Below are 25,075 nucleotides of genomic sequence, written 5' to 3' on the forward strand. Positions count from 1 at the left end.
ATGCCCCGGACGAGCCGGGGCCAGGAGCGATCAGCGGTTGGCGAAATACATCGTCACTTCGAAGCCAATACGCAGATCGGTGTAGGCGGGTTTAGTCCACATGATGCGGTCCTCTTGTTATTGAGCCGGGGCATTCCGGCAACCCCATTAAGCCCCCGCCGGGCAAGAGGCCAAATGGTACTTTGGGAGGAGATTTGGCTGGCATTGGTAGGTAGGCGGCAGGGCTTTGCCAGACGCGCATGCAAGCTGCGGGTAGCCCGGATGAAATCCGGGAAGTATCGAGGTGATCCCCGGATTGCATCCGGGCTACGAAACGAGGTGCGAGGCCGGCCCTATCGCGGATAAATCCGCTCCTACCAGTCAGACGCGTGCTGCATCAGCGCACTTTCTTTGCAGGCGCCAATAAAAAACGCGGCCGAAGCCGCGTCGCGATAAACATCTGCCGGCCCATCCGCCAGGGTGCGCTACGCGCACCGAGGTCGGACACCGGCAAGCGGTGCGCACAGCGCACCCTACGCTCTCAAGAAGGCCGCACACCGGAGCGAGCATGCGGCATCAAAGGTCAGTGAATCAGAAGAAGCCCAGCGGGTTGATGTCGTAGCTCACCAGCAGGTTCTTGGTCTGCTGGTAGTGGTCGAGCATCATCTTGTGGGTTTCACGGCCGACGCCGGACTTCTTGTAGCCACCGAAGGCCGCATGCGCCGGGTACAGGTGGTAGCAGTTGGTCCACACGCGACCCGCCTTGATCGCGCGGCCCATGCGGTAGGCGACGTTCATGTCGCGGCTCCACACGCCGGCACCGAGGCCGAACTCGGTGTCGTTGGCAATCGCCAGGGCTTCGGCTTCGTCCTTGAAGGTGGTCACACCGATCACCGGGCCAAAGATCTCTTCCTGGAATACGCGCATCTGGTTGGTGCCCTTGAGCAGGGTCGGCTGGATGTAGTAACCGCTGGCCAGGTCGCCGTCCAGGCGCTCGGCCGCACCACCAGTGAGCACCTGCGCGCCTTCCTGCTGGGCGATCTCCAGGTAGCTGAGGATCTTGTCGAACTGCTGCTGCGAAGCCTGGGCGCCGACCATGGTCTCGGTATCCAGCGGGTTGCCGCGCTTGATCTGCTTGACCTTCTTCATCACCTCGACCATGAAGGCGTCGTAGATCGACTCCTGCACCAGCGCGCGCGACGGGCAGGTGCACACCTCGCCCTGGTTGAAGAAGCCCAGCACCAGGCCTTCTGCGGCCTTCTCGATGAAGGCCGGCTCGGCGTTCATGATGTCGGCGAAGAAGATGTTCGGCGATTTGCCGCCCAGCTCGACGGTGGACGGGATGATGTTCTCGGCGGCGCATTTGAGAATGTGCGAGCCGACCGGGGTGGAGCCGGTGAAGGCGATCTTGGCGATGCGCTTGCTGGTGGCCAGCGCCTCACCGGCCTCGCGGCCGAAGCCCTGGACGATGTTGAGCACGCCCGGCGGCAGCAGGTCGCCGATCAACTCGACGAACAGGGTGATCGACAGTGGCGTCTGCTCGGCCGGCTTGAGCACGATGGCGTTGCCGGCAGCCAGGGCCGGAGCCAGTTTCCAGGCGGCCATCAGCAGCGGGAAGTTCCACGGGATGATCTGCCCGACCACGCCCAGCGGCTCGTGGAAGTGATAGGCCACGGTGCCTTCGTTGATCTCGGCGGTGCTGCCTTCCTGCGCACGGATGCAGCCGGCGAAGTAACGAAAATGGTCAGCGGCCAGCGGCACGTCGGCATTCAGCGTCTCACGCACAGCCTTGCCGTTGTCCCAGGTTTCAGCCACAGCCAGCAGTTCGAGGTTGGCTTCGATACGGTCGGCGATCTTCAGCAGGATGTGCGAACGCTCCTGCACCGAGGTCTTGCCCCAGGCATCGGCGGCGGCATGCGCGGCGTCCAGCGCCTTGTCGATATCGGCAGCATTGGAGCGGGGGAATTCGGCAATCACCGAGCCGTCGACCGGGCTGGTGTTGCTGAAGTATTGGCCGCTGAGCGGGGCGACGAACTCACCACCGATGTAGTTGCCGTAGCGCGGCTTGAGGGTGACGACGGCGCCTGCAGTACCGGGTTTCGCGTAAATCATGATGCTGACCTCTCTTGTTGTCGGAGCCCGCTGCCAATCGGGGAAGCGAGTCATGGTTCGATCTTAGGAAGCCCCCGTGAACCTCGGTATGCGCCCATGGCACAGATCGCCTAGTCATTTGGTAGTAGAGCGACAAGAGCGCTCTGGCACGGGCTTTTGGCAGCGAGACACGAGGCTGTGGAAGCTAAAGGCTAGACCCGTTCGCCTGGTCTTGCGTTCCCGAACGAGAAAATCCGCCGAGGTATTTCACAGCGACTCGGCGCGGGCAGGCAGGCGCCGGAAACGACGATGGCCGGACAGCGTCCGGCCATCGTCTGACGCCTCAAGCAATCAGCGCTTGGCCACCAGCTCCTTCGGCAGCTTGAAGGTCCACAGCATGCCGCCCTGGTTCAGGTGCTTGACGCGCTTGGCCACCTCGCCGCCCCACAGCGGCACCGCACCACCCCAGCCGGACAGCACCGAGACGTACTGCTCGCCGTCCATTTCCCAGGTCACGGGCGAGCCGATCACGCCCGAGCCGGTCTGGAACTCCCAGACTTTCTCGCCGGTCTTGGCGTTGAACGCCTGCAGGTAGCCTTCCGGGTTGCCGGTGAACACCAGGTTGCCCTTGGTGGTCAGCACCCCACCCCACAGCGGCGCGTAGTTCTTGTGGCGCCAGACTTCCTTGCCGGTTTTCGGGTCGATGGCACGCAGCACGCCGATGTAGTCCTCGTTGAGTGGTTTGATGGTGAAGCCGGCGCCCAGGTAGGCCGCGCCCTTCTTGTAGGCGATGTCCTCGTTCCAGATGTCCATGCCCCACTCGTTGGACGGTACGTAGAACAGCCCTGTGTCCTGGCTGTAGGCCATGGGCATCCAGTTCTTCGCGCCGAGGAAGGCCGGTGCGGAGAACACGCTCTTGCCCTTCTCCTTCGCGCTCGGCGAGCCGGGACGGTTGCTGTCGTCGTAGATCGGCCGGCCATTCTTGTCCAGGCCCTTGGCCCAGGTGATCTTGTCGACGAAGGGGAAGCCACGGATGAACTTGCCGTTGGTGCGGTCGAGTACGTAGAAAAAGCCATTGCGGTCGGCGGTCGCTGCGGCCTTCACGGTCTTGCCGCCTTCCTGGTAGTCGAAGGAGATCAGCTCGTTAACCCCGTCGAAGTCCCAACCATCGTGCGGCGTGGTCTGGAAGTGCCACTTGATGCTGCCGTCGTCCGGGTTCAGCGCCAGGCGCGAGGACGAATAGAGGTTGTCGCCGGGACGCAGGTGCGAGTTCCACGGCGCCGGGTTACCGGTACCGAAGAACAGAAGATTGGTGTCGGCATCGTAGTAGCCGCCCAGCCAGGGCGCGGCACCGCCGGTCTTCCACAGATCGCCCGGCCAGGTCTTGCCGGCCTCGCCACCGCTGATGCCGTTCTCGACCGCCTTGCCGTCCTTGTAGACGTAGCCCATGTGGCCTTCGACGGTCGGGCGGCTCCACAGCAGCTCGCCATTCTTCGGGTCGTAAGCCTCGATCTTGCCGACCACGCCGAACTCACCACCAGACACGCCGGTGATCAGCTTGCCACCCACCACCAGCGGTGCCGCCGTGATGGAGTAGCCAGCCTTGTGATCGGCGACGTTCTTGCGCCACACCACCTTGCCGGTGTCCTTGTTCAGCGCCACCAGCTTGGCGTCGAGGGTGCCGAAGATCACCAGATCGTCGTACAGCGCCACGCCCCGGTTGATCACGTCGCAGCAGGGGCGGATGTCGTCCGGCAGGCGCGCCTCGTACTGCCACAGTTCCTTGCCGGTACGCGCGTCGACGGCGAACACCCGCGAGTAGGAGGCGGTGACGTACATCACGCCGTCCTTGATCAGCGGCTGGGCCTGTTGGCCGCGCTGCTTCTCGCCGCCGAAGGACATGGTCCACACCGGGCGCAGTTCCTTGACGTTCTGCTCGTTGAGGATGTTCAGCGGGCTGTAGCGCTGGCCCTGCAGGCCCAGGCCGTTGGTGACGATCTCGTCGGTGGTGGTGGCGTCCTTGAGAATCTCGGCGTCGGTGACCGCCAGCGCGGCGGCGGACGGCAACAGCATGGCGGCACAGAGTGCGGTGAGGAGGAAGGGCTGGCGAAGACCGGCGTGTTTCATTGCGGCTACCTCTGCGGGTTCATTGTTATTGCCGGGAATTTTTCCCGGTCTGCCGCAAATTCTTGGCTCACTCAGGCCACCCAACAATTGCACCCCCAGCCGATTTTCCTCGTTCCTTGGTAGCAATACCTGCCCCACAGCCCATGATCATGGCGATTGCGGCGGCCAGCGCTTTGCCGGACACTTGGCCGCCCGCACATTCTGACCGGAGACGCCCGTGCCCCACCCTCGCCAGGAAATCCTCAACCATCCCGATGCGCTGGACTGTACGGTCTATCGCCCCGACGAGCAGGACCCGGATGCCGAAGAGCAGGACCTGGGCGATGGCAAGGTCCTGATCACCGGTGCCTTCGAGCCACCGCAGGACTGGGACGCGCACCAACGCGAGGACTACTACGGCGAAGAAGACCCCACGCACTTCGTCAGCGCCCATATCGAATGCCTGGCCAAGCCCGCCACCCGGGAATTCTTCATGCCCGACAGCGGTGACTACGTGGCCGTGCAGTCCGGTCAGGGCGACGTGGTGATGTATTACGTCTACGACCACGAAGAGACCGAGCACGGCCGTCATTACGTGCTGATTCGTGACGACGAAGAGCTTTAGCTCCCGGCATACCGAGGGAAACGCTTCAGCGGCGATGTCTTCGAGACCGTAGCCCGGATGAAATCCGGGGATGGCAGAGATATTCCTCCCGGATTTCATCCGGGTTACGCAGCCGGTGCGCGCGGCGCACCCTACGGAACCAGACGCTCGCGTAGGGTGCCCCGTGCGCACCGGGGACTCCGCAACTCTCTAATCCTGACGATCCAACCGCTCCATGGCGTTGCGCTCGTAGCGCGGGTAGAGATGGCTGACGCTGCGGATCAGCTCGTAACGACCCAGGCTGACCTGGGCGAACCGCTCGGGGATGGGGGCGCGGATCAGCTCGTTCATCTCCGCGCCCTGCTCCGCCCCCTCACGCAGCAAACCATCGAGCCAGTCCAGGTAATCACGCATCTGCACGAACGGCGCCGCATCCGTGGTCACTGGCCCGTGGCCGGGCACGATCTGCTTCCAGGGCAACGCTTCGAGCCGATCCAGGTCGGCCAGCCATACGTCCAGTCCCGGACTGTTCGGCGTGGTCAGTGCGCGCTGATAGAACAGGACATCGCCGGCGAACAACACGCCCGTGCGCTCGTCGAGAATCGCCAGGTCGGCGCCGGTATGCCCGCGCAGCGCCAGCAGTTGCAGGCGCCTGTCGCCGATCGCAAGTGCGCCTTCCTGTATCTCTTCGGTGGGCAGCACCACCTCGGTGCCACGCATCCAGTCGCCGACCAGGCGGTACATGTTCTCTGCCATCGCATCGCCCTGCTCGGCCAGCAACCGGGTGGTCTCGGGTAGCGCCGCGATGGGCGCGTCAGCGAAAGCCTGGTTGCCCAGCACATGATCCGGGTGGTGATGGGTCAGCAGCACGCGCACCACGGGCTTGCCAGTGGTTCTCTCGATGCTCTGGCGCAACGCCTCACCGAAACGACGCGACGGGCCGGTATCGATCACCACCACGCCGTCCGCAGTTTCGATGAAGCCGATATTGACGATATTGCCGCCGTTTTCCACAGCGAAATTATCGGTACTGCCTTCCAGCAGCCAGACGCCATCGGCGATCTGCCGGGGTTGCAGGTGGTAGTCGAGCGCCTGAGCCAGACTGGCGAACAGGCACGTCATCAATAGCATCCAGCGCATGGAAGCCTCCTGGGTGGGATTGGTGCGCGCGGCGCACCCTGCAAACTGCAGCCTTTAGAACGCGGCCTGAAATTCGTTGCCGTTGTTGTCGCGCAGCCACAGTTCGGCCTGCTGATCGCCCCGCAGGTCGAAGGTCAGCGTCGGGTTCTCACTGACCGCCGGGAACAGTTCGAGGCGTCCCAGCACCTGGCCGTTCGGATCACGCAGTTCGGCCTGTTCGATGTAGAACTCGGGGATGCCGCCAACCAGGCCGTTATCCATCGGGTGCGAGACCTGCAGGCGCAGGCGGCTGTCCTCGCCGCGCACGAAGCGTTTGCCCAGTACCTGGCCCAGACGTTCCTCCCAGCCGGCCTCGGCTCGAACCACGCTGGGCGCAGTACAGCCACCGCCCGCCGCCTCGACGCGGGCCGAGCCGATATGCCAGACGCCATCGTCGGTGAGCACCGCCGCGCGAATCGGCGTGGCCTGCTCGACCCGGATGCGAATGGCCAGGCTCGGCTCCAGGTGCTCGCCAGGCGCGAAGTCGAGAATGCGCGGGATGGGATTGAGCTCGGCCCAGGCGAGAATGCGCTTGACCTTGCCACGGTAAGCGCTGGCGTCGATCTGGATCGGCACCTGGCGCGCATCCTCGGCGAATGGCGGCACCTCGAGGCGAACCTTGTCGTCGAAGACAAAGGCCTCACCGTTCAGTAGACGCTGGTGGTAGTAGTCCCACATCACCGAGGTGACCGGATCGGGCGCGGCCGCCCGCGCCTCCCAGGCCCAGGTAAACAGGACCAGCAACATCAGGCTACGCCAATCCATCGCCCACCTCCGGCTCGACTCTTATTGGTATTGTTCTGGTTTCTCGTAGCGCAACCCGTAGCGCGCGTACAGGCGCTCGAGCGAGCCATCGAGAATCAGGTTTTCCAGCTGTTCTTCCAGTGCATAGGCCAGTTGTCGATTGGTCTCGTGCACCGCCATGCCGATGTCCCAGATCTGCCGGCCCATGTCCGGGTAGGCGTTCTCGGCCAGCGCCAGTTGCGGGTCGTGCGCCTCGTGCAGCAGCCAGTCCACCTCGCCGCGCAGGGCCATTACCGCATCTACCTCGCCACCCTGCATGGCCGCGAAGGCCAGCTTCGGCGTCGGGTAATGACGGGTTTCCTGGCTGAGCATGCCGCCCTGCACCGAACTCAGGTAGAACGAGGGCACGCTCTCGACTTCCACCCCGACCGGGTGCTGGCGCAACGCAACGATGCTCGGCACCTCGGGCAGGCGCCGACGGTCGAAGGCCAGTTGCCAGCGCTCGCGCTGGTAGGGGCCGAACATCACCACGCGCTCGTTGACCAGCTCGCCCAGTTCATTGCGCATCTGCGCGTAATCGCGGTCGTATGGCACGCGCAGCATCAGATCGGCCAACTGACCCTGCGCGGTCACCCGGCCACGCCAGATGTAGTCGCGCAGATCGTCGTCGAGCTTTTCACCCGGCGGCGCCCACATGAGCTCCAGCTTCAGGCCGAGCCCTGCGGCCAGCGCCTTGGCCAGCTCGTAATCGACGCCGCGCGGCTGGCCGTCCTGCTCGTAGCTGTAAGGCGGAAAGTTCTGGTACAGCGCTACTCGCAGGGTGCCCGACTCGGTGATGCGGTCGAAGTCGCGTACTTGTGCCTGCGCCGTGCCCAGGCACAGCAGCAGGCTGCATGACAGGATCAGCCGGCGCAGTGCACGGGTACTGATGAAGAAATCAACGCGAGCAGTCGAGCGCAGTAGATTCACCCTCATGCGCTTACTCCTCGACGTGTACGCTCTCCAGGTAGCTGCGCACCGCCCACAGCGCCTCCTGACTGAGGAAGTCGGCCATCTTTGGCATGTACACGCGGCCATCGCGCACCGCGCCATTGATCACGCGCTCCTTGAACCATTCGTCACCGCTGGCACCCAGCTCCAGCAGACGCAGGTCCGGGGCGATACCGCCGGACTTGGCCTCCAGGCCATGACAGGCAGCGCAGTTCTGGTTGTACGCCGAGGAGCCGATCTCGATGGCGCGCGGGTTGTCGCGGTAGGGATTTTCGTCCAGCCACTCTTCACCCAAGGGCTCCAGCCCATCGGTGTTGACCGCTTGCGGTACCACGTCGCCGTGTGCCCAGAGGGTGGTCGACGCAGCGAGCAGCAGCAACGCCAGAGCGGATTGGATCTTCTTGTTGTTCATGGCCAGGACCTCATCGAATGCACGTAAGACAGCCCGTTCAGAGCTCGTGGCGTCCATCTTAGAAAGGCCGCGCAAAGCACCGAATGCTGCTTTGGTGGTCGGGCCCTAGTCCCTTGGTAGTAGGGCTTGGGTGGGGGTGTGCGTGATGCCTTGGCAGCAAGGCCAAGTCATGTGCCGGCCGGGAAATCCTCCCGGCAAGGGCGGGAGTTTTTCCGTAGGCGCAAAGGTGGCCGGGTACCACCATCGGCTTGCCACTGCAGAACCTCTCCAGCATCGCGTTCTCACGGTGCCACTGCAGCGACCTACCACCTCCAATGGGAAGCACAACGATGACAACAAGAAACCTACCCAGCACCCCACGCCCCCTGGCGCTTGCCCTGATGCTGGCCGGCGGCCTGACGCTGAGCCAGGCCGCGTTCGCCAAGCCGGTCACCTGGGACGACATCGCCAACGACCACACCACCACCAGCAACGTGCTGCAGTACGGCTTGGGCACCAATGCCCAGCGCTGGAGCCCGCTGGCTCAGGTGAACGCCGAAAACGTGTTCAAGCTGACGCCGGCCTGGAGCTACTCCTTCGGTGACGAGAAACAGCGCGGCCAGGAATCCCAGGCCATCATCCACGACGGCGTGGTCTACGTGACCGGCTCCTACTCGCGGGTCTTCGCCCTGGATGCCAAGACCGGCAAGCGCCTGTGGACTTACAGCCATCGCCTACCCGACGACATCCGCCCGTGCTGCGACGTGGTCAATCGTGGCGCCGCCATCTATGGCGACAAGATCTACTTCGGCACCCTCGACGCCCGCGTCGTGGCGCTGAACAAGGACACCGGCAAGGTGGTCTGGAACAAGAAGTTCGGTGATCACGCTGCCGGCTACACCATGACCGGTGCGCCGACCATCGTGAAGGACGGCAAGAGCGGCAAGGTGCTGCTGATCCACGGCAGCTCCGGTGACGAATTCGGCGTGGTCGGCCGCCTGTTCGCCCGCGACCCGGATACCGGCGAGGAAGTCTGGATGCGTCCGTTCGTCGAAGGCCACATGGGTCGCCTGAACGGCAAGGACAGCACCCCGACCGGTGACGTCAAGGCGCCGAGCTGGCCGGATGATCCCAACCATCCGACCGGCAAGAAGGAAGCCTGGAGCCAAGGCGGCGGCGCGCCGTGGCAGAGCGCCAGTTTCGATGCCGAAACCAACACCATCATCATCGGCGCTGGCAACCCGGCACCCTGGAACGGCTGGGCGCGCACCAGCGACGGCGGTAATCCCAAGGACTACGACAGCCTGTACACCTCCGGACAGGTCGGCGTCGACCCCACCACCGGTGAAGTGAAGTGGTTCTACCAGCACACCCCGAACGATGCCTGGGACTTCTCCGGCAACAACGAGCTGGTGCTGTTCGACTACAAGGACAAGGACGGCAAGGTCACCAAGGCCACCGCCCACGCCGACCGCAACGGCTTCTTCTACGTGGTCGACCGTGCCAACGGCAAACTGAAGAACGCCTTCCCCTTCGTCGACAAGATCACCTGGGCCAGCCACATCGATCTGGAAACCGGGCGCCCGGTCGAAAACGAAGGCCAGCGCCCGCCGAAGCCCAAGCCCGGCGAAAGCAAGGGTGAAGTGATCGAGGTCTCCCCGCCCTTCCTTGGCGGCAAGAACTGGAACCCCATGGCCTACAGCCAGGACACCGGCCTGTTCTACGTACCGGCCAACCACTGGAAGGAGGACTACTGGGCCGAAGAAGCCACCTACAAGAAGGGTTCCGCCTACCTGGGCATGGGCTTTCGCATCAAGCGCCTGTTCGACGACCACGTCGGCATCCTGCGCGCGATGAACCCGACCACCGGCAAGGTCGCCTGGGAGCACAAGGAGCGCCTGCCGCTGTGGGCCGGCGTACTGGCCACCAAGGGTAACCTGGTGTTCACCGGCACCGGCGACGGCTACTTCAAGGCCTTCGATGCCAAGAACGGCAAGGAGCTGTGGAAGTTCCAGGTCGGCACCGGGATCATCTCCCCGCCCGTCACCTGGGAACAGGACGGTGAGCAGTACATCGGCGTGACCGCTGGCTACGGCGGCGCTGTGCCGCTGTGGGGCGGCGACATGGCCGAGCTGACCAAGCCGGTCGCTCAGGGCGGTTCCTTCTGGGTGTTCAAGCTGCCGAGCTGGGATAACGCCAGCGCCAAACGCTAAAGGTCGAACGCATGGCGCACCGCAGGGTGCGCCATGCGTATCCGCTTTTCACAGCCACCTGGTTATCGCATTCACCCGCGGTGCGCACGGCGCACCCTACCCGTTCCCGTAGGAGCTCCGCTTCAGCCGCGAAGTGAATCAGGCACTACCCCCGAGGACTCGCCATGAACTACCTGCCCCTGCTTATCCCGGTCCTGCTGCTGGTACTCGGCAGCCACGCCATCGGCGCCGAGAGCGACGGCGTGCCAGAGATCAACGGCTGCCGCATCGAGCCCGACAGCCAATGTCCGAACGCCGACCTGCGCGGTGCCGACCTGCGCAACCTCGACATGCGCCGCATGAACCTGTCCGGGGCTGATCTTTCCGGCGCCGACCTGCGCCATACCCACCTCGACCTGGCCAATCTGGAAAAGGCCAGGCTACGCGGCGCCAACCTCACCCGCGCCAGCCTGCAACAGAGCAACCTGCGCCTGGCCGACCTCTCCGGCGCCAGCCTGGTCGCCATCGGCGGCTGGGGCCTGTTTGCCCAGGCAGCGCAATTCGAAGGCGCCGACATGCGCGCTGCCAACCTGGAGTTCGCCCGTCTCTCCGGCGCCAAGCTGCACAACGTCCAGTTGCAGGCGGCCAATCTGGAGATGACCTGGCTAAGCAAGGCCGACCTCAAGGGCGCGCACCTGGAAGACGCCAACCTGCAAGAGGTGAAGCTCGGCGGCTCCAACCTGGAAAACGCCAACCTCACTGGCGCACGGGTTCGCTTCGGCAACTTCCAGGGCGCCAACATGCCCGGCTGCGTGCAATGCCCAAAGGGGTGGGACTGAGTGCCCGCAAACCAGACAGGGTTGGCCGGGCGGCGATCCGCGTCAGCCCACCAACAGAGCGCGTTCCGGCGGGTTGCACCCGCGCTGCGACTGCCCTGAGCACCGCACTGCCATTCGCATCCCCAGCGAATACGGTTTGGCAGGTGGTGAGGGACGGCGGTGAGTGAGGCAAGGGCAAGCGACATATGGCTCCCGCGCTCCCGCGTGGGAGCTAGCCCGCGACACTCTGCGTCGCCAGGCCGCCTATGCGCCACGACCTACAAGCGGACGCGGAGCGTCGAGGGCTGCATGAGCACGCAGCGCGTGGGAACGATCAAGAGACACTCCGAACGCGCCAACGCCGATCCACTCGTAGCGTGTTCAGCGCACTTTCAGAACGCCCCCAGTCCGGTAGACTGGATCAACCGCAGCGACACCCAGAACGCGCTATCGAGGCTATCGCTGTGCTCAATCCCGCACTCGCTGATCGTGGCCTGTTCCCCGAATTCCGTTGGCCGGATTGCCTGGTGTGTCACGCACACCACCCAAGGTGGCTTGCAGCTGCGAGGACTATCAGCGCATTCGCGCGACAGCCAACCACGACAAGAATCATTTCACGACACTAGGACAGTGCATGAACAAGTATGGAAAACTCGCCGCCTGGGTGTATCACCTGGACAAACCCATTGGTCGCTCGTTCGGTGATCTGGAGTATTACCAACAGCGCCTGGCCGGGCTGGACGGCCCCATCCTCGAGCCTGCCGTCGGCAATGGCCGGATATTCGTTCCCCTGCTTGAAACGGGCCTCGCTATCGAAGGCTTCGACGCCTCGCAGGAGATGCTCGGGCACTGCAGGCAGGAATGCCTCAGCCGGCAATTGGCAACCCCACTGACGTGCCAGATGTTCGACACGTTCTCCTACGACAAAGATTTCGCAGCCATCATTATGCCGGCTGGCTCTTTCCAGTTGATCACCGATGTTACCAGCGCCCTGAACGTGCTCAAGCGCTTCCACGATCATCTACTGCCCGGGGGCAAGATGATGCTGGATATCGATCCGATTAGTAGCTTCTTCGAGGTCAACAGCCACGTCCGTAGCTGGAAGGCAGAGAATGGCGACCTGCTCACGCTGACCGCCCCGCCTCCGGAAATGGATCATGTGGCGCAGACCTCTCTCTCCTACCTGAGATACGAGCACTGGCGCGATGGCGCGCTGATGGGTACGGAGCTCGATCTCTTTCACCTGCGCTGGTGGGGCATCGAGGAGCTGGCATTTGCCTTACGGGCAGCCGGATTCACGGATATCGTGGTTTCCGGGAACTACCGCTACAGGCAAAAACCGCAGAAGGACAGCTATGCCATCAGCTTCGAAGCCAGTCGTCCGACCTGTTGAACCCCGGCCGGGCCATGTGATTGCCTGAACTGCCGCGGCTCAACGCTATCAAGCACTCTCCAACCCTACCCGCACCAAGCCGCTCTCGATGGCCAGGTGCACCAGCTCCGCCTGCGAAGCGATCTGCAGTTTGTTCTTCACCAGAGTCTGGTAGTTGGACAGGGTCTTGGCGCTGATGCACAGTTTCTCGGCGATCTGCCGAGGTGGCAGGCCGCGGGCGAGCATGACGAAGATTTCGAATTCGCGTTGGGTCAGTTCGCGCAGCCGTGGGTCGAGGCCGTCGCTGCTGGTGGGGTTGCAGGCCAGCTGGGTGGCCAGTTGCTGTTCGATATAGGCGTGGCCGGCGGCGGTGCGTTTGACCGCTTCCACCAGCACTTCCGGTGACGAGTTCTTGGTCAGGTAGCCGATGGCACCGACGTCCAGTGCCTGGCGCACCAGGGGCAGTTCGTCGTGCATGCTGAAGAACAGGATTCGCAGTTGCGGCAGGCGCTGGCGCAGGCGGCGGGTGGTTTCCAGGCCGCTGATGCCGGGCAGGCCGATGTCCATGATCACCAGGTTTGGAATCTCTTCCTGCACCCGCAGCAGGGCCTGTTCGCCGTCGCAGGCCTCGCGCAACTGCACATCCGGCAACAGCGCGCGCAGCAGGCTGGCATAGCCCTGGCGCACCACGGCGTGATCGTCCACCAACAAAACCTTCATCGCATCGCCTCCAAGGGAATGTTCAGGCACAGCGCCCAACCGGCTTGCGGGCGACTGTGCAAGCGCAGCTCGCCACCGAGGCTGCGGCTGCGCTCGCGCATCGAGCGCAGACCGATGCCGGGGCGCAGCGGCAGTGCGGTGCCCTGGCCGTTATCACGCACCAGCAAGCGCAGCCCATGACCCCGGCGTTGCAGGCGAATGCGTACCTCACTGGCATCGGCATGGCGGGCGACGTTGGTCAGCGCCTCCTGCACCAGGCGATAGAGATGGGCCTTGCTCGCCAGCGGCAAACTCGGCAATCGCTCGCCCAATTGCAGCTGGCAGCGAATGCCTTGCGCCTGCTGCCAATCGACGGCCAGTTGCTGCAGCGCCGGGCCCAATTCAAGACGTTCCAGTACCACCGGGTAGAGATCACGAATCAGACTGCGAAAGCCCTGTTGCAGGCGCTCGCAGTTGTCGTCCAGCAGGCGTGCGGTGTCCTGCACCTGTTGTGGTTGATCGGCGATCACCTTGAGCAGGCAAGCCTGGGCACGAATGCCGCTGAGGTATTGGCCCAGGTCGTCATGCAGCGTCTGGCCGAGGCGTGTGCGCTCACGCTCCTGCAGCTCCAGCAGCGCCTGGGTCAGCTCGGCGTTGTCCGCCTGTACCTGCTGCAGGGTGACGGCCATGTCGTTGAAGTGCGCCGCCAGATGCCCGGCCTCGGCCAGGCCGTGATCGCGCAGGCGGGCATCAAAGTGGCCGGCACCGACTTCACGCAAGCCGACGAGCAACTCGTCCAGCACACGCCGGGCACGGCATACGGCAAAGCGGATGGTCAGGAGGCTGAGGATCAGGGCGAAGGCACTGAGCAGCAGCAGTTGCAGCAGCGAGTCATGGATTTCCTCGATCTCGTCATAAGGATCGAGGGCGATGTGCAGCTCGCGGTCATCGGCCAGCGGCCAGACGTGAGTCACCAGCGACGAGGAGCCCAGCAAGCGTTCGGCGATCCAGCGTTCGACGGTGCTCTCACTCTGCGCCTCGGGTTGATCGCCCGGGCGCAGCCAGCTCACACGGATATGCCGCAGGTTCTTGGTCAGCTCAGGGCGCAGGCTGCCGGGGTTGCTGCGCGCCACCTCACCGAGGTATTCCACCACCGCTTCGGCGGCCTGCAACTCGCGCTGCACATCATGGCTGGCCTGGCGCAGCAGCAGCGCCAACCCGGCCAGGGTCACCAGCACGAACAGCAGGCTGACGCCGAGGTTGATGCGGCCCAGGGCAGTCATCTACTTGCCCCCGCTACTTGACCACGAAGTGGCCGAGCATGCCCTTGCCTTCCAGACCCTTGGCGTAGAAGCGGTATTTGCCCGGTTTGACCGGCAGGAAGAAGATCTCCGCCTCGCCGGCGTCCTCGAACTCCAGTTCGGTAAGGGTGACGGCCTTCACCTCCACGCCGCCGGCTTCGACCTTGCGCAGGTAGATGGACGTGGCGAACTCCGGCGCCTGGAAGGCGTATTCCTTCTGCCCGCTGGAGATGATCTTGAGCTGGTAGGCCTGGCCGGTTTCCAGCTGGTATTCGGTCTGCGACATGGAGTAGTCGCTGTCGTCGCTGCCCAGCACCAGATCAGGCAACGTCAGCGGGCGTCGGGTCATGTCGCCGGCAGCGTGCAACTGGTCGACACCGAGCAGGCTGATGATCAACAGCAGCGGCAATAGCAGGGCCTTGAAAATACGCATGGCGTTCACCTGTTCTTGTTATTGGACATTGCCTGCCATGCTAGGAAGTAACGGCCTGCGCCGGGGTACTACCTTGGTACTGACGCACTGGTACTTTGGGCATATTTCCCGGCCCGCCGCCGCTCCACCGCAGCCCTTGCGACCGTGCGAACTACTACCTTCGTACGTGCCCGGCACTACCTTGGGCATATTTCCCGAGCCGATGGCGCTTCCTATGCTGGCGACACCCTCTGCAGGAGTCGCCCCATGCACCGCATCAGTTGCCGCCTGTTGTTCTGCCTCGCCGCCGCATTTGGCGTGGCGGCCGGCGCCAGCGCGAACGACTTGCAGGTACGTATCGGCTACCTGGCGCATCTACCGCCACGCGGCCCTTTGCTCTCCAACGTCATTCCTGAACCCGCCGACGCCGGCCGCCGTGGCGCCGAACTGGCGATCATCGACAGCAACAGCACCGGGCGTTTTCTCAAGCAGCAGTTCGAGTTGCAAAGCGCCGAAAGCGCGGAGACGAGTGACGTGCTCGCCGCTGCCGAACGCCTGCACCAGGCCGGCATCCGCCTGTTCGTGGTCAACGCCCCCGCCGCCACCCTGCGCCAGCTCAGCGAACGCCTGCCGGACAGCCTGCTGTTCAATGCCGGCAGCGCCGACGACGGCCTGCGCCGCGAGCAATGTCTGGGCAACGTGCTGCACACCCTGCCCAGCCGCGCGATGCTGGCCGACGCCCTGGCGCAATTTCTCGCCGTGCGCAAATGGACGCGCTGGCTGCTGGTGACCGGCACCACCGCGGACGACATCGCCTACGCCGACGCGCTAAAGCGCGCCGCCAAACGCTTCGGCCACAAGATCGTCGCCGAAAAGCCGTGGAGCTTCGACAACGACCAACGGCGCAGCGCCCAGGCGGACATGCCGCTGTTTACCCAGGCCAGCGACTACGACGCGGTGCTGGTGGCCGACGAACGTGGCGACTTCGGCGAGTACCTGCCCTACAACACCTGGTATCCGCGCCCGGTAGCCGGCACCCAGGGCCTGACCCCGACCGCCTGGCACAAGACGGTGGAAACCTTCGGTGCCGCGCAATTGCAGAAACGCTTCGAGGCACTGGCCGGGCGCTGGATGAACGACCGCGACTTCGCCGCCTGGATGGCCGTGCGCAGCATCGCCACCGCCGTGACCAAGCTGCGCGCTGCCGAGCCGCAGGCCATTCGCAACCTGGCGCTGTCCGCCGACCTACCGCTGGACGGCTTCAAGGGCCGCAAGCTGAGCTTCCGCCCGTGGAACGGTGAGTTGCGCCAACCGATCCCGCTGGTGCACCCGCGCGCGCTGGTCAGCACTTCGCCGCAAGACGGTTTTCTCCATCCCAGCAACGAAATGGACAGCCTCGGCTACGACCGGCCTGAGGTGAGCTGCGATCTGGCGGGTACGCCTTAGCGGTTGAATATTCAGCACGATTGGCCTGTGGAAGGTGATGACCGCAGGCACAGAAACTCTGTCCCCTCTCCCATAAATGGGAGAGGGGAGCATGCGCACAGGCCAACGCCTTCGCCCCGACAACAACAAGAGGATCAACCCCATGCGCCTGACCCGTCTGGCCTGCGCCGTCGCCTTCGGCCTGGTCTGCCACTCGGCCTTCGCCGCCACCGCCTACGTGTCCAACGAAAAGGATGACAGCATCAGCGTCATCGACCTCGACAGCCTCGAAGTCACCGCTACTCTCGACGTCGGTATGCGCCCGCGCGGGCTGCTGCTGTCTTCCGACAACAGGCTTCTGTACATCTGCGCCAGCGACTCGGATCGTGTGCAGGTGATGGACCTGGCCACGCGCACCCTCATCAAGGAGCTGCCCTCCGGCGCCGACCCCGAGCAGTTCGCCCTGCACCCCAACGACCGCTGGCTGTACATCTCCAACGAGGACGATGCCCTTGTAACGGTGGTCGACGCGCAGAGCGACGAGGTGCTGGCGCAGATCGACGTGGGTGTGGAGCCCGAAGGCATGGCGGTAAGCCCGGACGGCAAGTGGGCGGTCAACACCAGCGAAACCACCAACATGCTGCACTGGATCGACACCCGCACCCAGCAACTGGTGGACAACACCCTGGTCGACCAGCGCCCGCGCCACGTCGAGTTCGACAAGGACGGCAAACGCCTGTGGGCCTCGGCCGAGATTGGCGGCACGGTGACGGTGCTGGATGTGGACTCGCGCCAGGTGCTCAGGGTGCTCAACTTCGCCATCAAGGGTGTGCACCCGGACAAGGTACAGCCGGTGGGCGTGAAGCTTTCGGACGATGGCAGATACGCCTTCGTCGCCCTCGGCCCGGCCAACCATGTGGCGGTGGTGGATGCCGGGACCTTCGAGATTCTCGACTACCTGCTGGTGGGCCGGCGCGTCTGGCACATGGCGTTCACCCCGGACCAGAAGCGCCTGCTGACCACCAACGGCGTCAGCGGTGATGTGTCGGTGATCGACGTCGACAGTCTCAAGGTGACCAAGTCGATCAAGGTCGGTCGCTACCCCTGGGGCGTGGTGGTAACGCCATGAACGCCCTGGAGGTGAGCGGCGTCGGTTTCGCCTATGGCGCGCGCCAGGCGCTCAACGACCTGGCCTTCGAGCTGGCGCCGGGGCGCTTCGGCGCCCTGCTCGGGCCCAACGGCGCCGGCAAGTCCACGCTGATCGCCCTGCTCACCCGTCTGTATGACCTGCAGCAGGGCGATATCCGCATCTTCGGCCACAGCCTGCGCGACGAACCGCGCCAGGCGCTGCGCCAGCTTGGCGTGGTGTTCCAGCAGAGCACGCTGGATCTCGACCTGTCGGTGCAGCAGAACCTCGCCTATCACGCCTCGCTGCACGGCATGCCGCGCCGCGAGGCGCAGGTGCGCATCGACGAGGAGCTGCTGCGCCAGGATCTCGCCGAACGTCGCCACGACAAGGTGCGCACGCTCAATGGCGGCCACCGGCGTCGCGTGGAGATCGCCCGTGCCCTGCTCCACCAGCCGCGCCTGCTGCTGCTCGACGAGGCCAGCGCCGGGCTCGACCCGGCCAGCCGCCTGGCGCTGGGCCGGCACGTACGCAACCTGTGCCGCGAGCAGGGCCTGTGCGTGCTGTGGACGACCCATCTGCTGGACGAGATCGAGTCCAGCGACGACCTGCTGATCCTGCACCGTGGCGAGCGTGTGGCCTGGGGCAAGGCCAGCCAGTTCGGCGATGACCTGGCCATCAGCTTCGCCCGCCTGACCGGCGACGAGGCGCTGGGCCGTGGCCATGTGCGCGAGGCGCGGCGGCCGAAACGCGCCGACGACGTTGGCGATAATGAAACGGCCCCGGTGCGCACGGCGCACCCTACGCGAGGTGTTCGCTGATGACCGCTTACTGGGAATGCCTGCGCGGCATCGTCCTGCGCGAATGGCTGCGCTTCGTGCTGCAACGCTCGCGCTTTCTCAGCGCACTGGTGCGCCCGCTATTGTGGCTGCTGGTGTTCGCCGCAGGCTTTCGTGCCGCGCTGGGCATCGCCATCATCGAGCCTTACGACACCTACATCACTTACGACACCTACATCGTGCCGGGCCTGGCCTGCATGATCCTGCTGTTCAACGGCATGCAGGGATCGCTGTCGATGGTCTACGACCGCGAAATGGGCAGCATGCGCGTGCTGCTCACCAGCCCCCTGCCACGGGCCTTTCTGCTGGCGGCCAAGCTACTGGCCACAGCGCTGATCTCGCTGCTACAGGTCTATGCCTTCCTCGCCATCGCCTGGGTCTACGGCGTGCAACCACCGGTCTGGGGCCTGCTCGCCGCGCTGCCGGCGCTGCTGCTGGTGGCGCTGCTGCTCAGCGCGCTGGGGCTGCTGTTGTCCAACGGTATACGACAGCTGGAGAACTTTGCCGGGGTAATGAATTTCGTCATCTTCCCGCTGTTCTTTCTGTCGTCTGCGCTGTACCCGCTGTGGAAGATGCGCGAGTCCAGCGAGTGGCTGTACTGGCTGTGTGCGGTCAACCCCTTCACCCACGCCGTGGAGCTGGTACGCAACGCGCTCTACCTGCGCCTGCACCTCGATGCACTGCTGATCTGTGCCGGCCTCAGCGCGCTGCTGACATTGCTCGCCGTAGCCAGCTTCAACCCGCAGCATGCGGCGCTGCGCAAGGTGGGCTGATCATGATCGTTCCCACGCTCCGCGTGGGAACGATCCCAGGACGCTCCGCGTCCGGCGTCGATCCTGCCGGTCAGTCAGAACCGACGCAGAGCGCCATGCCATCTGCGCCCACGCAGAGCGTGGGAGCAGTCATGTCCCAGCAGCCCCTTCTACTACTTTGGTACTGCTTTTCCTCTCCAACGTAGAATTCCCAAGCCTGCGACCATGGCCTGTAATACCGGTACAACAATAAGTAGAGACCTTGCCATGAAGTACCGTCTGCCCGTGCAAGCGGGCCTGATGTTCGCCTCCCTGCTGCTGGTCTGCATCGTGCGTGCCGAAGAGCTGTTCGATGCCGATGGCTATCGCAGCAACCAGTACCGCAGCCCCACGCCAGCCCGCCTGGAAGGCGTGCAGATTGTCGATACTCCCGCCCTGCAGAAGCTGCTCGCCGAGCGCCCGGATACCCGCCTGATCGATGTCTACCGTCGCCCCTGGGTGCAAGGACGCTTCATCGAGGACGCGCCCCACGCCAACCTGCCCGGCAGTCTGTGGCTGGCCAATGCCGGCGACGGCAACCTGGCTCCGCAATGGCATCGCTACTTCACCTACTACCTGCACCAGCAGAGCCGTGGCGATATGCGCCAACCCTTCGTATTCTACTGCCGCTCCGATTGCTGGTTGAGCTGGAACGCCGCGCGCCGCGCCCATGCCATGGGCTATCGCCAGCTCTACTGGTACCGTGACGGCGTCGATGCCTGGGAACAGGCCGGCCTGCCTCTGGTGCCCGCCCAACCTGCCGAATTGCCTGCCGCTTTCCTCACGCCCACCGCCACCCCATAATCACAACAACGAGGTGCAAGGCCATGTACAAGATTCTGATTGCCGACGATCATCCGCTGTTTCGTGAAGCCATCCACAACGTCATCGCCGACGGTTTTCCCGGCAGCGAGATCATGGAAACCGCCGATCTGGACAGTGCCCTGGAACTGACCCAGAGCCACGACGACCTGGACCTGATCCTGCTCGACCTGAACATGCCCGGCATGCACGGCCTGGGCGGGTTGATGAACCTGCGCAACGAGGCACCGACCATTCCGGTGGTGATCGTCTCGGCCGAGCAGGACAAGCAGATCGTGCTGCAGGCCATCACCTATGGCGCAGTGGGCTTCATCACCAAGTCCTCGCCACGCGCGCAGATGACCGACGCCATCGCGCAGATTCTCGACGGCAACGTCTACCTGCCGCCGGACATCATCCGCTCGCAGAAGAGCGGCAGCTCACGCCAGCACCACGACAACCACAGCATCGCCCCGGAACTGCTGCAGGCGCTGACGCGCAAGCAACTGCTGGTACTCGAACGCATGACCAAGGGCGAGTCGAACAAGCAGATCGCCTACAGCCTGGATATCGCCGAAACTACGGTCAAAGCCCACGTCTCGGCCATTCTGCGCAAGCTCGGCGTACACAACCGCGTACAGGCGATTCTCTCGGCCGGCGATATCGACTTCGCCTCCTACCTGCGGCGTTAGCACCCGATAGCTTGGCTGTGATTCCTGCGCAGGTAGGAAGCCAGAAACCGAGAAGCACCTGGGCTCCCACCTTCGCGGGAGTGACGGACGAGGTTGTCCTGACGCCCGTCATCAACCCGTGCTAAAACGGCGGTTTTGCCTGAATGCCTGCGTTTCTGGCAGCAGGCTTTGCACTGGTTCTGATGGAGTTCACCATGCACATCCGCCCCTTCCAGCTCTGCGACGAAGCCGCCGTCGTCGACCTCTGGCAACGCTGCGACCTGGTCCGCCCCTGGAACGACCCGCACAAGGACATCCAGCGCAAGCTGCAGGTGCAACCCGAGCTGTTTCTGGTGGGTGAGATCGACGGCAGGCTGGTGGCCTCGGCCATGGCCGGTTACGAAGGGCATCGCGGCTGGGTCAACTACCTGGCGGTGTGCCCGCAGCAACGCCAGCAGGGCTTGGCCCGTCAGTTGATGGTGTATATCGAAGAACAGTTGCTGGCCCTGGGCTGCCCCAAGCTCAGCCTGCAGGTGCGCGACACCAACGCGGCAGCTTTGGCCTTCTACGAGCGGCTTGGCTACAAGGTCGATGCCTCGGTCAGCCTGGGCAAACGCCTGATCGCAGATGATTGATAACGCAGGATCACCGGGCTACGGACTCGCCTCGGTGCGCGCAGCGCACCCTACGGGATCGAGGTCGCCTGCGTGGAGGGCGTCGCACAAGGGCATCGCAGGGTGCGCCGTGCGCACCGGGGCGAACGACCATTTCAAGCCCCCACCCCGCGCTCCATCAGGTGACTCATCGCCGCCTTCAGCTTCATCGGCCGTACCGGTTTGTGCAGCAGGCTGTGGCCGAGCTCACGCATCTGCTGCTTGAGTTCGTTGCTGTAGTTGGCGGTGATCATCAGTGCCGGTAGCGGTGCGCTGCGTCGGGCGTTTATCTGCGCAACGGCATCGACGCCATTGCGCTCGTCATCGAGGTGGTAGTCGGCGATCAGCAGGTCGGCCTCGGCGTGGTAGTTGTCCACCTGGCGCGCCAGGTCTTCTTCGCTCAGCGCCGTGACCACCCGACAGCCCCAGCCCTCGAGCAGGGTGCGCATGCCAGCGCAGATCGCCGCATCGTTATCCAGCACCCAGACCCGCGCACCGCTGAGGCGTTCGAGCAACTGGTCCGGGCTGTCCTGCACGGCGCGCGCGCGCGGGGCGCGACGGGTCAGCGGCACTTCCACGGCGAACATCGACCCTCTGCCCAGCTGCGACGCTACGCGGATGCGGTGGCCGAGCATGCGCGCGATTTTCTCGACGATCGCCAGACCCAGGCCCAGACCGCGATCCTGCTTGCGCTGCACGTTGTCGCCGCGTTTGAACTCCTGAAAGATTTCCACCCGCTTGTCCTGGGCGATGCCGATGCCGGTGTCCCAGACCTCGATGGACAGGCTGTTGCCGCGCCGTCGGCAGCCCAGCAGAATGCGCCCGCGGGCGGTGTAGCGAATGGCGTTGCTGAGGAAATTACGCAGGATGCGCGCCAGCAGTTGCACATCGCTGCGCACCAGAGCCGAGCTGGGCAGGTAGTCCAGACGTAAACCCTCACTACCGGCGATCTGGTGATACTCGGCGGCCAGGTTCTCCAGCAGCTCGCTGACGGCAAACGGCGCGATATCCGGCTTGATCACCCCGGCATCGAGTTTGGAGATGTCCACCAGCGTCCCGAGCAAGCTCTCGACGTCTTCCAGTGAGTTGCTGACGTTGCGCACCAGCGGCGCGCAGCCGGACAGATCGCGCTTCTCCAGCAAGGCACTGGTGAACAGTCGCGCGGCATTGAGCGGCTGCAGAAGGTCATGGCTGACGGCAGCGAGGAACTTGGTCTTGGACAGGTTGGCCTGCTCGGCCTCACCCTTGGCCTCACGCAGGCGCGCCTCCATCTGCGTGCGCTCATCGATCTCGCGGCGCAACTGGTCGTTCACCGTGGTCAGCTCGGCGGTACGCTCGCGCACGCGCTGCTCCAGGTGCTGGTAGGCCTGGTGCAGCGCCTCGGCGGTGCGGCGGCGCTCGGTGATGTCGCGGATCAGCACGAAGATGCCGACCACCTCGCCGCTGGCCTGGCGGTTGGGCACGTAGGAACGCAGCATGTAGCGCTCCTGACCGTTGTGGTTGGTTTCGGCGAACTCGAAGGTCACGCTCTCGCCGGACAGGGCCAGCTCGACGTAAGGCTCCAGGCGCTGGCAATGCTCCTCGCTGTGCACGTCGCGCAAGCTCTGGCCGAGCATGGCGCCGCGTGGCCAGCAGTACCATTCCTCGTAGACCTTGTTGGTGAACTCGTAGACCAGGTCGGCCGACAGGTAGGCGATCAGCGCCGGCACGTGGTCGGTGATCAGGCGAATCCAGCGCTCGCTATCGCTCAGCGCCTGGGCCTGGCGATGACGCTCGGTGATATCGGTGAAGGTGTTGACGAAGCCGCCGGTAGGCAGCGGATGGGTGCGCACTTCGAGCATGCGCCCATCGAACAGGCGCACCTCCACCTGGCGCAGCGGTTTGCCGACGGCATCTCGGCTGTCCGGGGTCAGTAGCTGCAGCTCGCTTTCCGCCATGACTTCGGCGAACGGCCGATGGGCGTTGATCGGCGCCAGGCCGCAGAGTTCGAGAAAACGGTGATTCCACAACTCCAGCGCGCCCTCGGCACTGACCATGGCCATGCCCTGCGACAGGTTGTCGACGGCGCGCTGCAGCAGGCGTGACTTCTGCGCCAGGGCCTGCTCGCGGCGCAGCGCCTCGCTTTGCTTCACCTCGGTGATGTCGGTATAGAGGATCACCAGCCCGCCTTCGCGGGTCGGTCGTTCGCTGACTTGCACCCAGCGCCCGTCCTGCAGGCGGAACAGGCTCGGCTCGCCCTCCTTGCCCAGTTGCGCCTCCACCACCAGGCCGGTGCTGCGGCTCAGGCGGCGAATCTCTTCCAGCCGTGTGCCGGTACCGATGCGCGCGCGGCTGCGCGCCCACAGTGCCTTGAAGCGGCTGTTGAACAGCACGATGCGCTGACGATCATCGAACAGCACGAAGGCGTCGGAGATGCTCTCGATGGCGTCGATCAGGTGCTGGTGGGCGGTCTCGGCACGCAGCCGCGCATCGCTGAGCAGCTGGTTGCTGGATTTCAGTTCGGCCATCGCCTGGTTCAGCGCGTCGGTACGCTCACGCACCTGCTCGGAGAGCACCACCGAGTGCTGGAAGGCCGCGTAGGCATCGTCGCCCCGCGAGTGGATCGACTCGACCCGCTCGATCAGCGCGGCATTGATGCGCTTGAGCTTGGCGTTCTCCTGCTCCAGCGCCGCACAGTGGGCCTGCAGCTCAGCGCTCGCCACGTCCAACAGGTCGGCCAATGGCGACACCGGTGAAGGTCTGGTTGATGTGCATGCCATTGAACTGCTCTCCATAGGTGTTGAAGCCGATCACCCGCTGCTGGCGCAGCAGTGTGGCGACCGACTCGACGCCGCCATCGTTCTCGATCTCCAGGCGGCGCAGGAAGCAGTCGCAGCCGATGGTCAGCAGCAGCGGACCGAGGCGCTGCTCGAGCCCGGCGAACAGCTGCTGCAGGTTGGGCAGCAGCGGCCCAGGATGCATGGCGGTGAGGACGATGCCGTTCTCCACCGCGCAGTAGAAGGTCAGGCTGAGGTCGTCATGCACCTGCTGGATCGAGCGTACGTAATAGTGATCACTGATCCGTACCGCCAGCGGGTAAGCGGCGAAGGCTCGCAGATCCAGCGCCTTGACCGGCACGCCGATCAGGTCGGCATATTCCTGAGCGGCCGGCGCGGCATTGAGTTCGTACACCCGGCGCGTGGCACTGTCGGCGCGGGTCACCACCAGTTTTTCCTCACGGGGCTGGATGTGATGGGTGCTGAACACCTCGAACTCCAGCCAGGTGTTGAACAGCACCACCACCGCCGCGCCGCTGTGAAAGCGGCCGCCGTGATAGACGTGAGTGTGGGTCAGGTGGTTGTCGTCGCCGGCCGACCCGCCGAAGTGCGGGATGCTGCCTAGCGCTGCACTGAGTGCGCCGAGCACCAGTTCTTCGCGGCTGGACAGGCCGTCGAGCAGGGTCAGGGCAAAACTGTGACCCTTGATCGAAGCCAGTTCGTTGCTGCGGCAGGACTTGACCAGGCCATCGACCAGCTGCTGCGCATCGAGCAGATTGAAGCGTTCCATCTCGTCGATCAGCACGCTGGCAATGGAAAAGCAGCGCAGGTCGAAGCCCAGCGCCACCACACAACCACGCCCGTAGCCCTGCGGCGTGATCTCGCCAGCGCTGGTGCAACCAACCAGGCTGACACCGCCGAAGTGTGCTTCAAGCGCCTGGCCGAGCCCGTCGAGGTCGTACTCGGCCGAGCAGAAGAACAACACGAAGCCGAGATAAGGGTGGATCAGCTGGCGTGCCAGTTCCTGAGCGGCCAATTCCACGTCCTTCGTGCTGGATAAGGCGCTGAGTACGCCTTCGGACTGTTGCAAGGCCATATCACGCCCCAATGCACCTGCTGTTCGTGGGGAAATTCT

The 25,075-nt window shown here is 64.4% G+C and carries 23 protein-coding genes; 11 read left to right on the forward strand and 12 right to left on the reverse strand.

Features of this window, described 5'->3' with window-relative positions; all coding sequences use genetic code 11:
* Positions 1 to 30: 30 nt before the first annotated feature.
* From pqqA to H3221_RS13750, 3 genes are all read right to left on the reverse strand, one after another.
* Positions 31 to 102 (reverse strand): pyrroloquinoline quinone precursor peptide PqqA, encoded by a 72-nt coding sequence (gene pqqA / locus H3221_RS13740; protein ID WP_003243383.1) that lies wholly within the window; start codon positions 100 to 102, stop codon positions 31 to 33.
* Between the two features lie 468 nt (positions 103 to 570).
* Positions 571 to 2,091: an acetaldehyde dehydrogenase ExaC gene (gene exaC, locus H3221_RS13745; protein WP_196474997.1), complete on the reverse strand. Its 1,521-nt coding sequence runs from the start codon at positions 2,089 to 2,091 to the stop codon at positions 571 to 573.
* A gap of 330 nt (positions 2,092 to 2,421) precedes the next feature.
* Positions 2,422 to 4,197, reverse strand: a complete 1,776-nt coding sequence (locus H3221_RS13750; RefSeq protein ID WP_196474998.1) for a methanol/ethanol family PQQ-dependent dehydrogenase — start codon at positions 4,195 to 4,197, stop codon at positions 2,422 to 2,424.
* Positions 4,198 to 4,414: 217 nt separating this feature from the next.
* Here H3221_RS13750 and H3221_RS13755 point away from each other — a divergent pair, with 217 nt between their 5' ends.
* Complete coding sequence (locus tag H3221_RS13755; RefSeq protein WP_196474999.1) at positions 4,415 to 4,801, forward strand: hypothetical protein; 387 nt, start codon at positions 4,415 to 4,417, stop codon at positions 4,799 to 4,801.
* A 189-nt stretch (positions 4,802 to 4,990) separates the two neighbouring features.
* Here the strand turns inward: H3221_RS13755 and H3221_RS13760 are convergent, their stop codons facing one another.
* The 4 genes from H3221_RS13760 to pedF all read right to left on the reverse strand — a co-directional run bounded on the left by H3221_RS13760 (position 4,991) and on the right by pedF (position 8,105).
* Entirely contained in the window at positions 4,991 to 5,920 is a 930-nt protein-coding gene (locus H3221_RS13760; RefSeq protein ID WP_196475000.1) for a quinoprotein relay system zinc metallohydrolase 1, read from the reverse strand.
* Between the two features lie 54 nt (positions 5,921 to 5,974).
* Complete coding sequence (locus H3221_RS13765) at positions 5,975 to 6,724, reverse strand: quinoprotein dehydrogenase-associated SoxYZ-like carrier (protein ID WP_196475001.1); 750 nt, start codon at positions 6,722 to 6,724, stop codon at positions 5,975 to 5,977.
* 21 nt (positions 6,725 to 6,745) lie between these two features.
* A complete protein-coding gene (locus H3221_RS13770) occupies positions 6,746 to 7,618 on the reverse strand; it encodes a substrate-binding periplasmic protein (protein WP_196475100.1) in 873 nt (290 codons plus the stop codon).
* Positions 7,619 to 7,682: 64 nt separating this feature from the next.
* The gene (gene pedF, locus H3221_RS13775; RefSeq protein WP_196475002.1) at positions 7,683 to 8,105 is read right to left on the reverse strand and encodes a cytochrome c-550 PedF; all 423 of its coding nucleotides are present in this window, start codon (positions 8,103 to 8,105) and stop codon (positions 7,683 to 7,685) included.
* A 329-nt stretch (positions 8,106 to 8,434) separates the two neighbouring features.
* Between pedF and exaA the strand changes: the two genes are divergently transcribed.
* The 3 genes from exaA to H3221_RS13790 all read left to right on the forward strand — a co-directional run bounded on the left by exaA (position 8,435) and on the right by H3221_RS13790 (position 12,487).
* Positions 8,435 to 10,297 (forward strand): quinoprotein ethanol dehydrogenase, encoded by a 1,863-nt coding sequence (gene exaA, locus H3221_RS13780; RefSeq protein WP_196475003.1) that lies wholly within the window; start codon positions 8,435 to 8,437, stop codon positions 10,295 to 10,297.
* 164 nt (positions 10,298 to 10,461) lie between these two features.
* A complete protein-coding gene (locus H3221_RS13785; RefSeq protein ID WP_196475004.1) occupies positions 10,462 to 11,115 on the forward strand; it encodes a pentapeptide repeat-containing protein in 654 nt (217 codons plus the stop codon).
* Positions 11,116 to 11,623: 508 nt separating this feature from the next.
* Positions 11,624 to 12,487: a methyltransferase domain-containing protein gene (locus H3221_RS13790; protein ID WP_224490604.1), complete on the forward strand. Its 864-nt coding sequence runs from the start codon at positions 11,624 to 11,626 to the stop codon at positions 12,485 to 12,487.
* Between the two features lie 48 nt (positions 12,488 to 12,535).
* On the opposite strand, the gene H3221_RS13795 is transcribed toward H3221_RS13790, so the two are convergent.
* Genes H3221_RS13795 through H3221_RS13805 form a run of 3 tightly spaced genes read right to left on the reverse strand, consistent with a single transcriptional unit; the run spans position 12,536 to position 14,899 of the window.
* Positions 12,536 to 13,186 (reverse strand): response regulator, encoded by a 651-nt coding sequence (locus tag H3221_RS13795; protein ID WP_196475005.1) that lies wholly within the window; start codon positions 13,184 to 13,186, stop codon positions 12,536 to 12,538.
* Complete coding sequence (locus H3221_RS13800; RefSeq protein WP_196475006.1) at positions 13,183 to 14,448, reverse strand: HAMP domain-containing sensor histidine kinase; 1,266 nt, start codon at positions 14,446 to 14,448, stop codon at positions 13,183 to 13,185. Before H3221_RS13800 ends, H3221_RS13795 begins: the two co-directional genes overlap by 4 nt.
* 13 nt (positions 14,449 to 14,461) lie before the next feature.
* The gene (locus tag H3221_RS13805) at positions 14,462 to 14,899 is read right to left on the reverse strand and encodes a cupredoxin domain-containing protein (RefSeq protein WP_196475007.1); all 438 of its coding nucleotides are present in this window, start codon (positions 14,897 to 14,899) and stop codon (positions 14,462 to 14,464) included.
* Positions 14,900 to 15,145: 246 nt separating this feature from the next.
* Here H3221_RS13805 and H3221_RS13810 point away from each other — a divergent pair, with 246 nt between their 5' ends.
* From H3221_RS13810 to H3221_RS13840, 7 genes are all read left to right on the forward strand, one after another.
* Positions 15,146 to 16,324, forward strand: coding sequence for an ABC transporter substrate-binding protein (locus tag H3221_RS13810; protein WP_196475008.1), 1,179 nt, complete (start codon positions 15,146 to 15,148; stop codon positions 16,322 to 16,324).
* A gap of 142 nt (positions 16,325 to 16,466) precedes the next feature.
* Positions 16,467 to 17,432, forward strand: a complete 966-nt coding sequence (locus H3221_RS13815) for a YVTN family beta-propeller repeat protein (protein ID WP_196475009.1) — start codon at positions 16,467 to 16,469, stop codon at positions 17,430 to 17,432.
* Positions 17,429 to 18,250 (forward strand): ABC transporter ATP-binding protein, encoded by an 822-nt coding sequence (locus H3221_RS13820; protein WP_196475010.1) that lies wholly within the window; start codon positions 17,429 to 17,431, stop codon positions 18,248 to 18,250. The genes H3221_RS13815 and H3221_RS13820 overlap by 4 nt, the downstream gene beginning before the upstream one ends.
* Positions 18,250 to 19,041, forward strand: a complete 792-nt coding sequence (locus H3221_RS13825; RefSeq protein ID WP_196475011.1) for an ABC transporter permease — start codon at positions 18,250 to 18,252, stop codon at positions 19,039 to 19,041. Before H3221_RS13820 ends, H3221_RS13825 begins: the two co-directional genes overlap by 1 nt.
* A gap of 246 nt (positions 19,042 to 19,287) precedes the next feature.
* A complete protein-coding gene (locus H3221_RS13830) occupies positions 19,288 to 19,863 on the forward strand; it encodes a PQQ-dependent catabolism-associated CXXCW motif protein (RefSeq protein ID WP_196475012.1) in 576 nt (191 codons plus the stop codon).
* A gap of 23 nt (positions 19,864 to 19,886) precedes the next feature.
* Positions 19,887 to 20,552 (forward strand): response regulator transcription factor, encoded by a 666-nt coding sequence (locus H3221_RS13835; RefSeq protein ID WP_017363255.1) that lies wholly within the window; start codon positions 19,887 to 19,889, stop codon positions 20,550 to 20,552.
* Between the two features lie 194 nt (positions 20,553 to 20,746).
* Positions 20,747 to 21,166, forward strand: coding sequence for a GNAT family acetyltransferase (locus H3221_RS13840; RefSeq protein ID WP_196475013.1), 420 nt, complete (start codon positions 20,747 to 20,749; stop codon positions 21,164 to 21,166).
* A 134-nt stretch (positions 21,167 to 21,300) separates the two neighbouring features.
* Here H3221_RS13840 and nahK read toward each other — a convergent pair whose 3' ends face one another.
* Together nahK and nosP are read right to left on the reverse strand one after the other, a co-directional pair.
* Positions 21,301 to 23,943, reverse strand: a complete 2,643-nt coding sequence (gene nahK, locus H3221_RS13845; protein ID WP_196475014.1) for a hybrid sensor histidine kinase/response regulator NahK/ErcS' — start codon at positions 23,941 to 23,943, stop codon at positions 21,301 to 21,303.
* Positions 23,873 to 25,036: a nitric oxide-sensing protein NosP gene (nosP, locus tag H3221_RS13850; RefSeq protein ID WP_196475015.1), complete on the reverse strand. Its 1,164-nt coding sequence runs from the start codon at positions 25,034 to 25,036 to the stop codon at positions 23,873 to 23,875. Before nosP ends, nahK begins: the two co-directional genes overlap by 71 nt.
* Positions 25,037 to 25,075 lie beyond the last annotated feature (39 nt).

The organism is Pseudomonas chaetocerotis (assembly GCF_015712105.2).
Taxonomy (GTDB): Bacteria; Pseudomonadota; Gammaproteobacteria; order Pseudomonadales; family Pseudomonadaceae; genus Aquipseudomonas; species Aquipseudomonas chaetocerotis.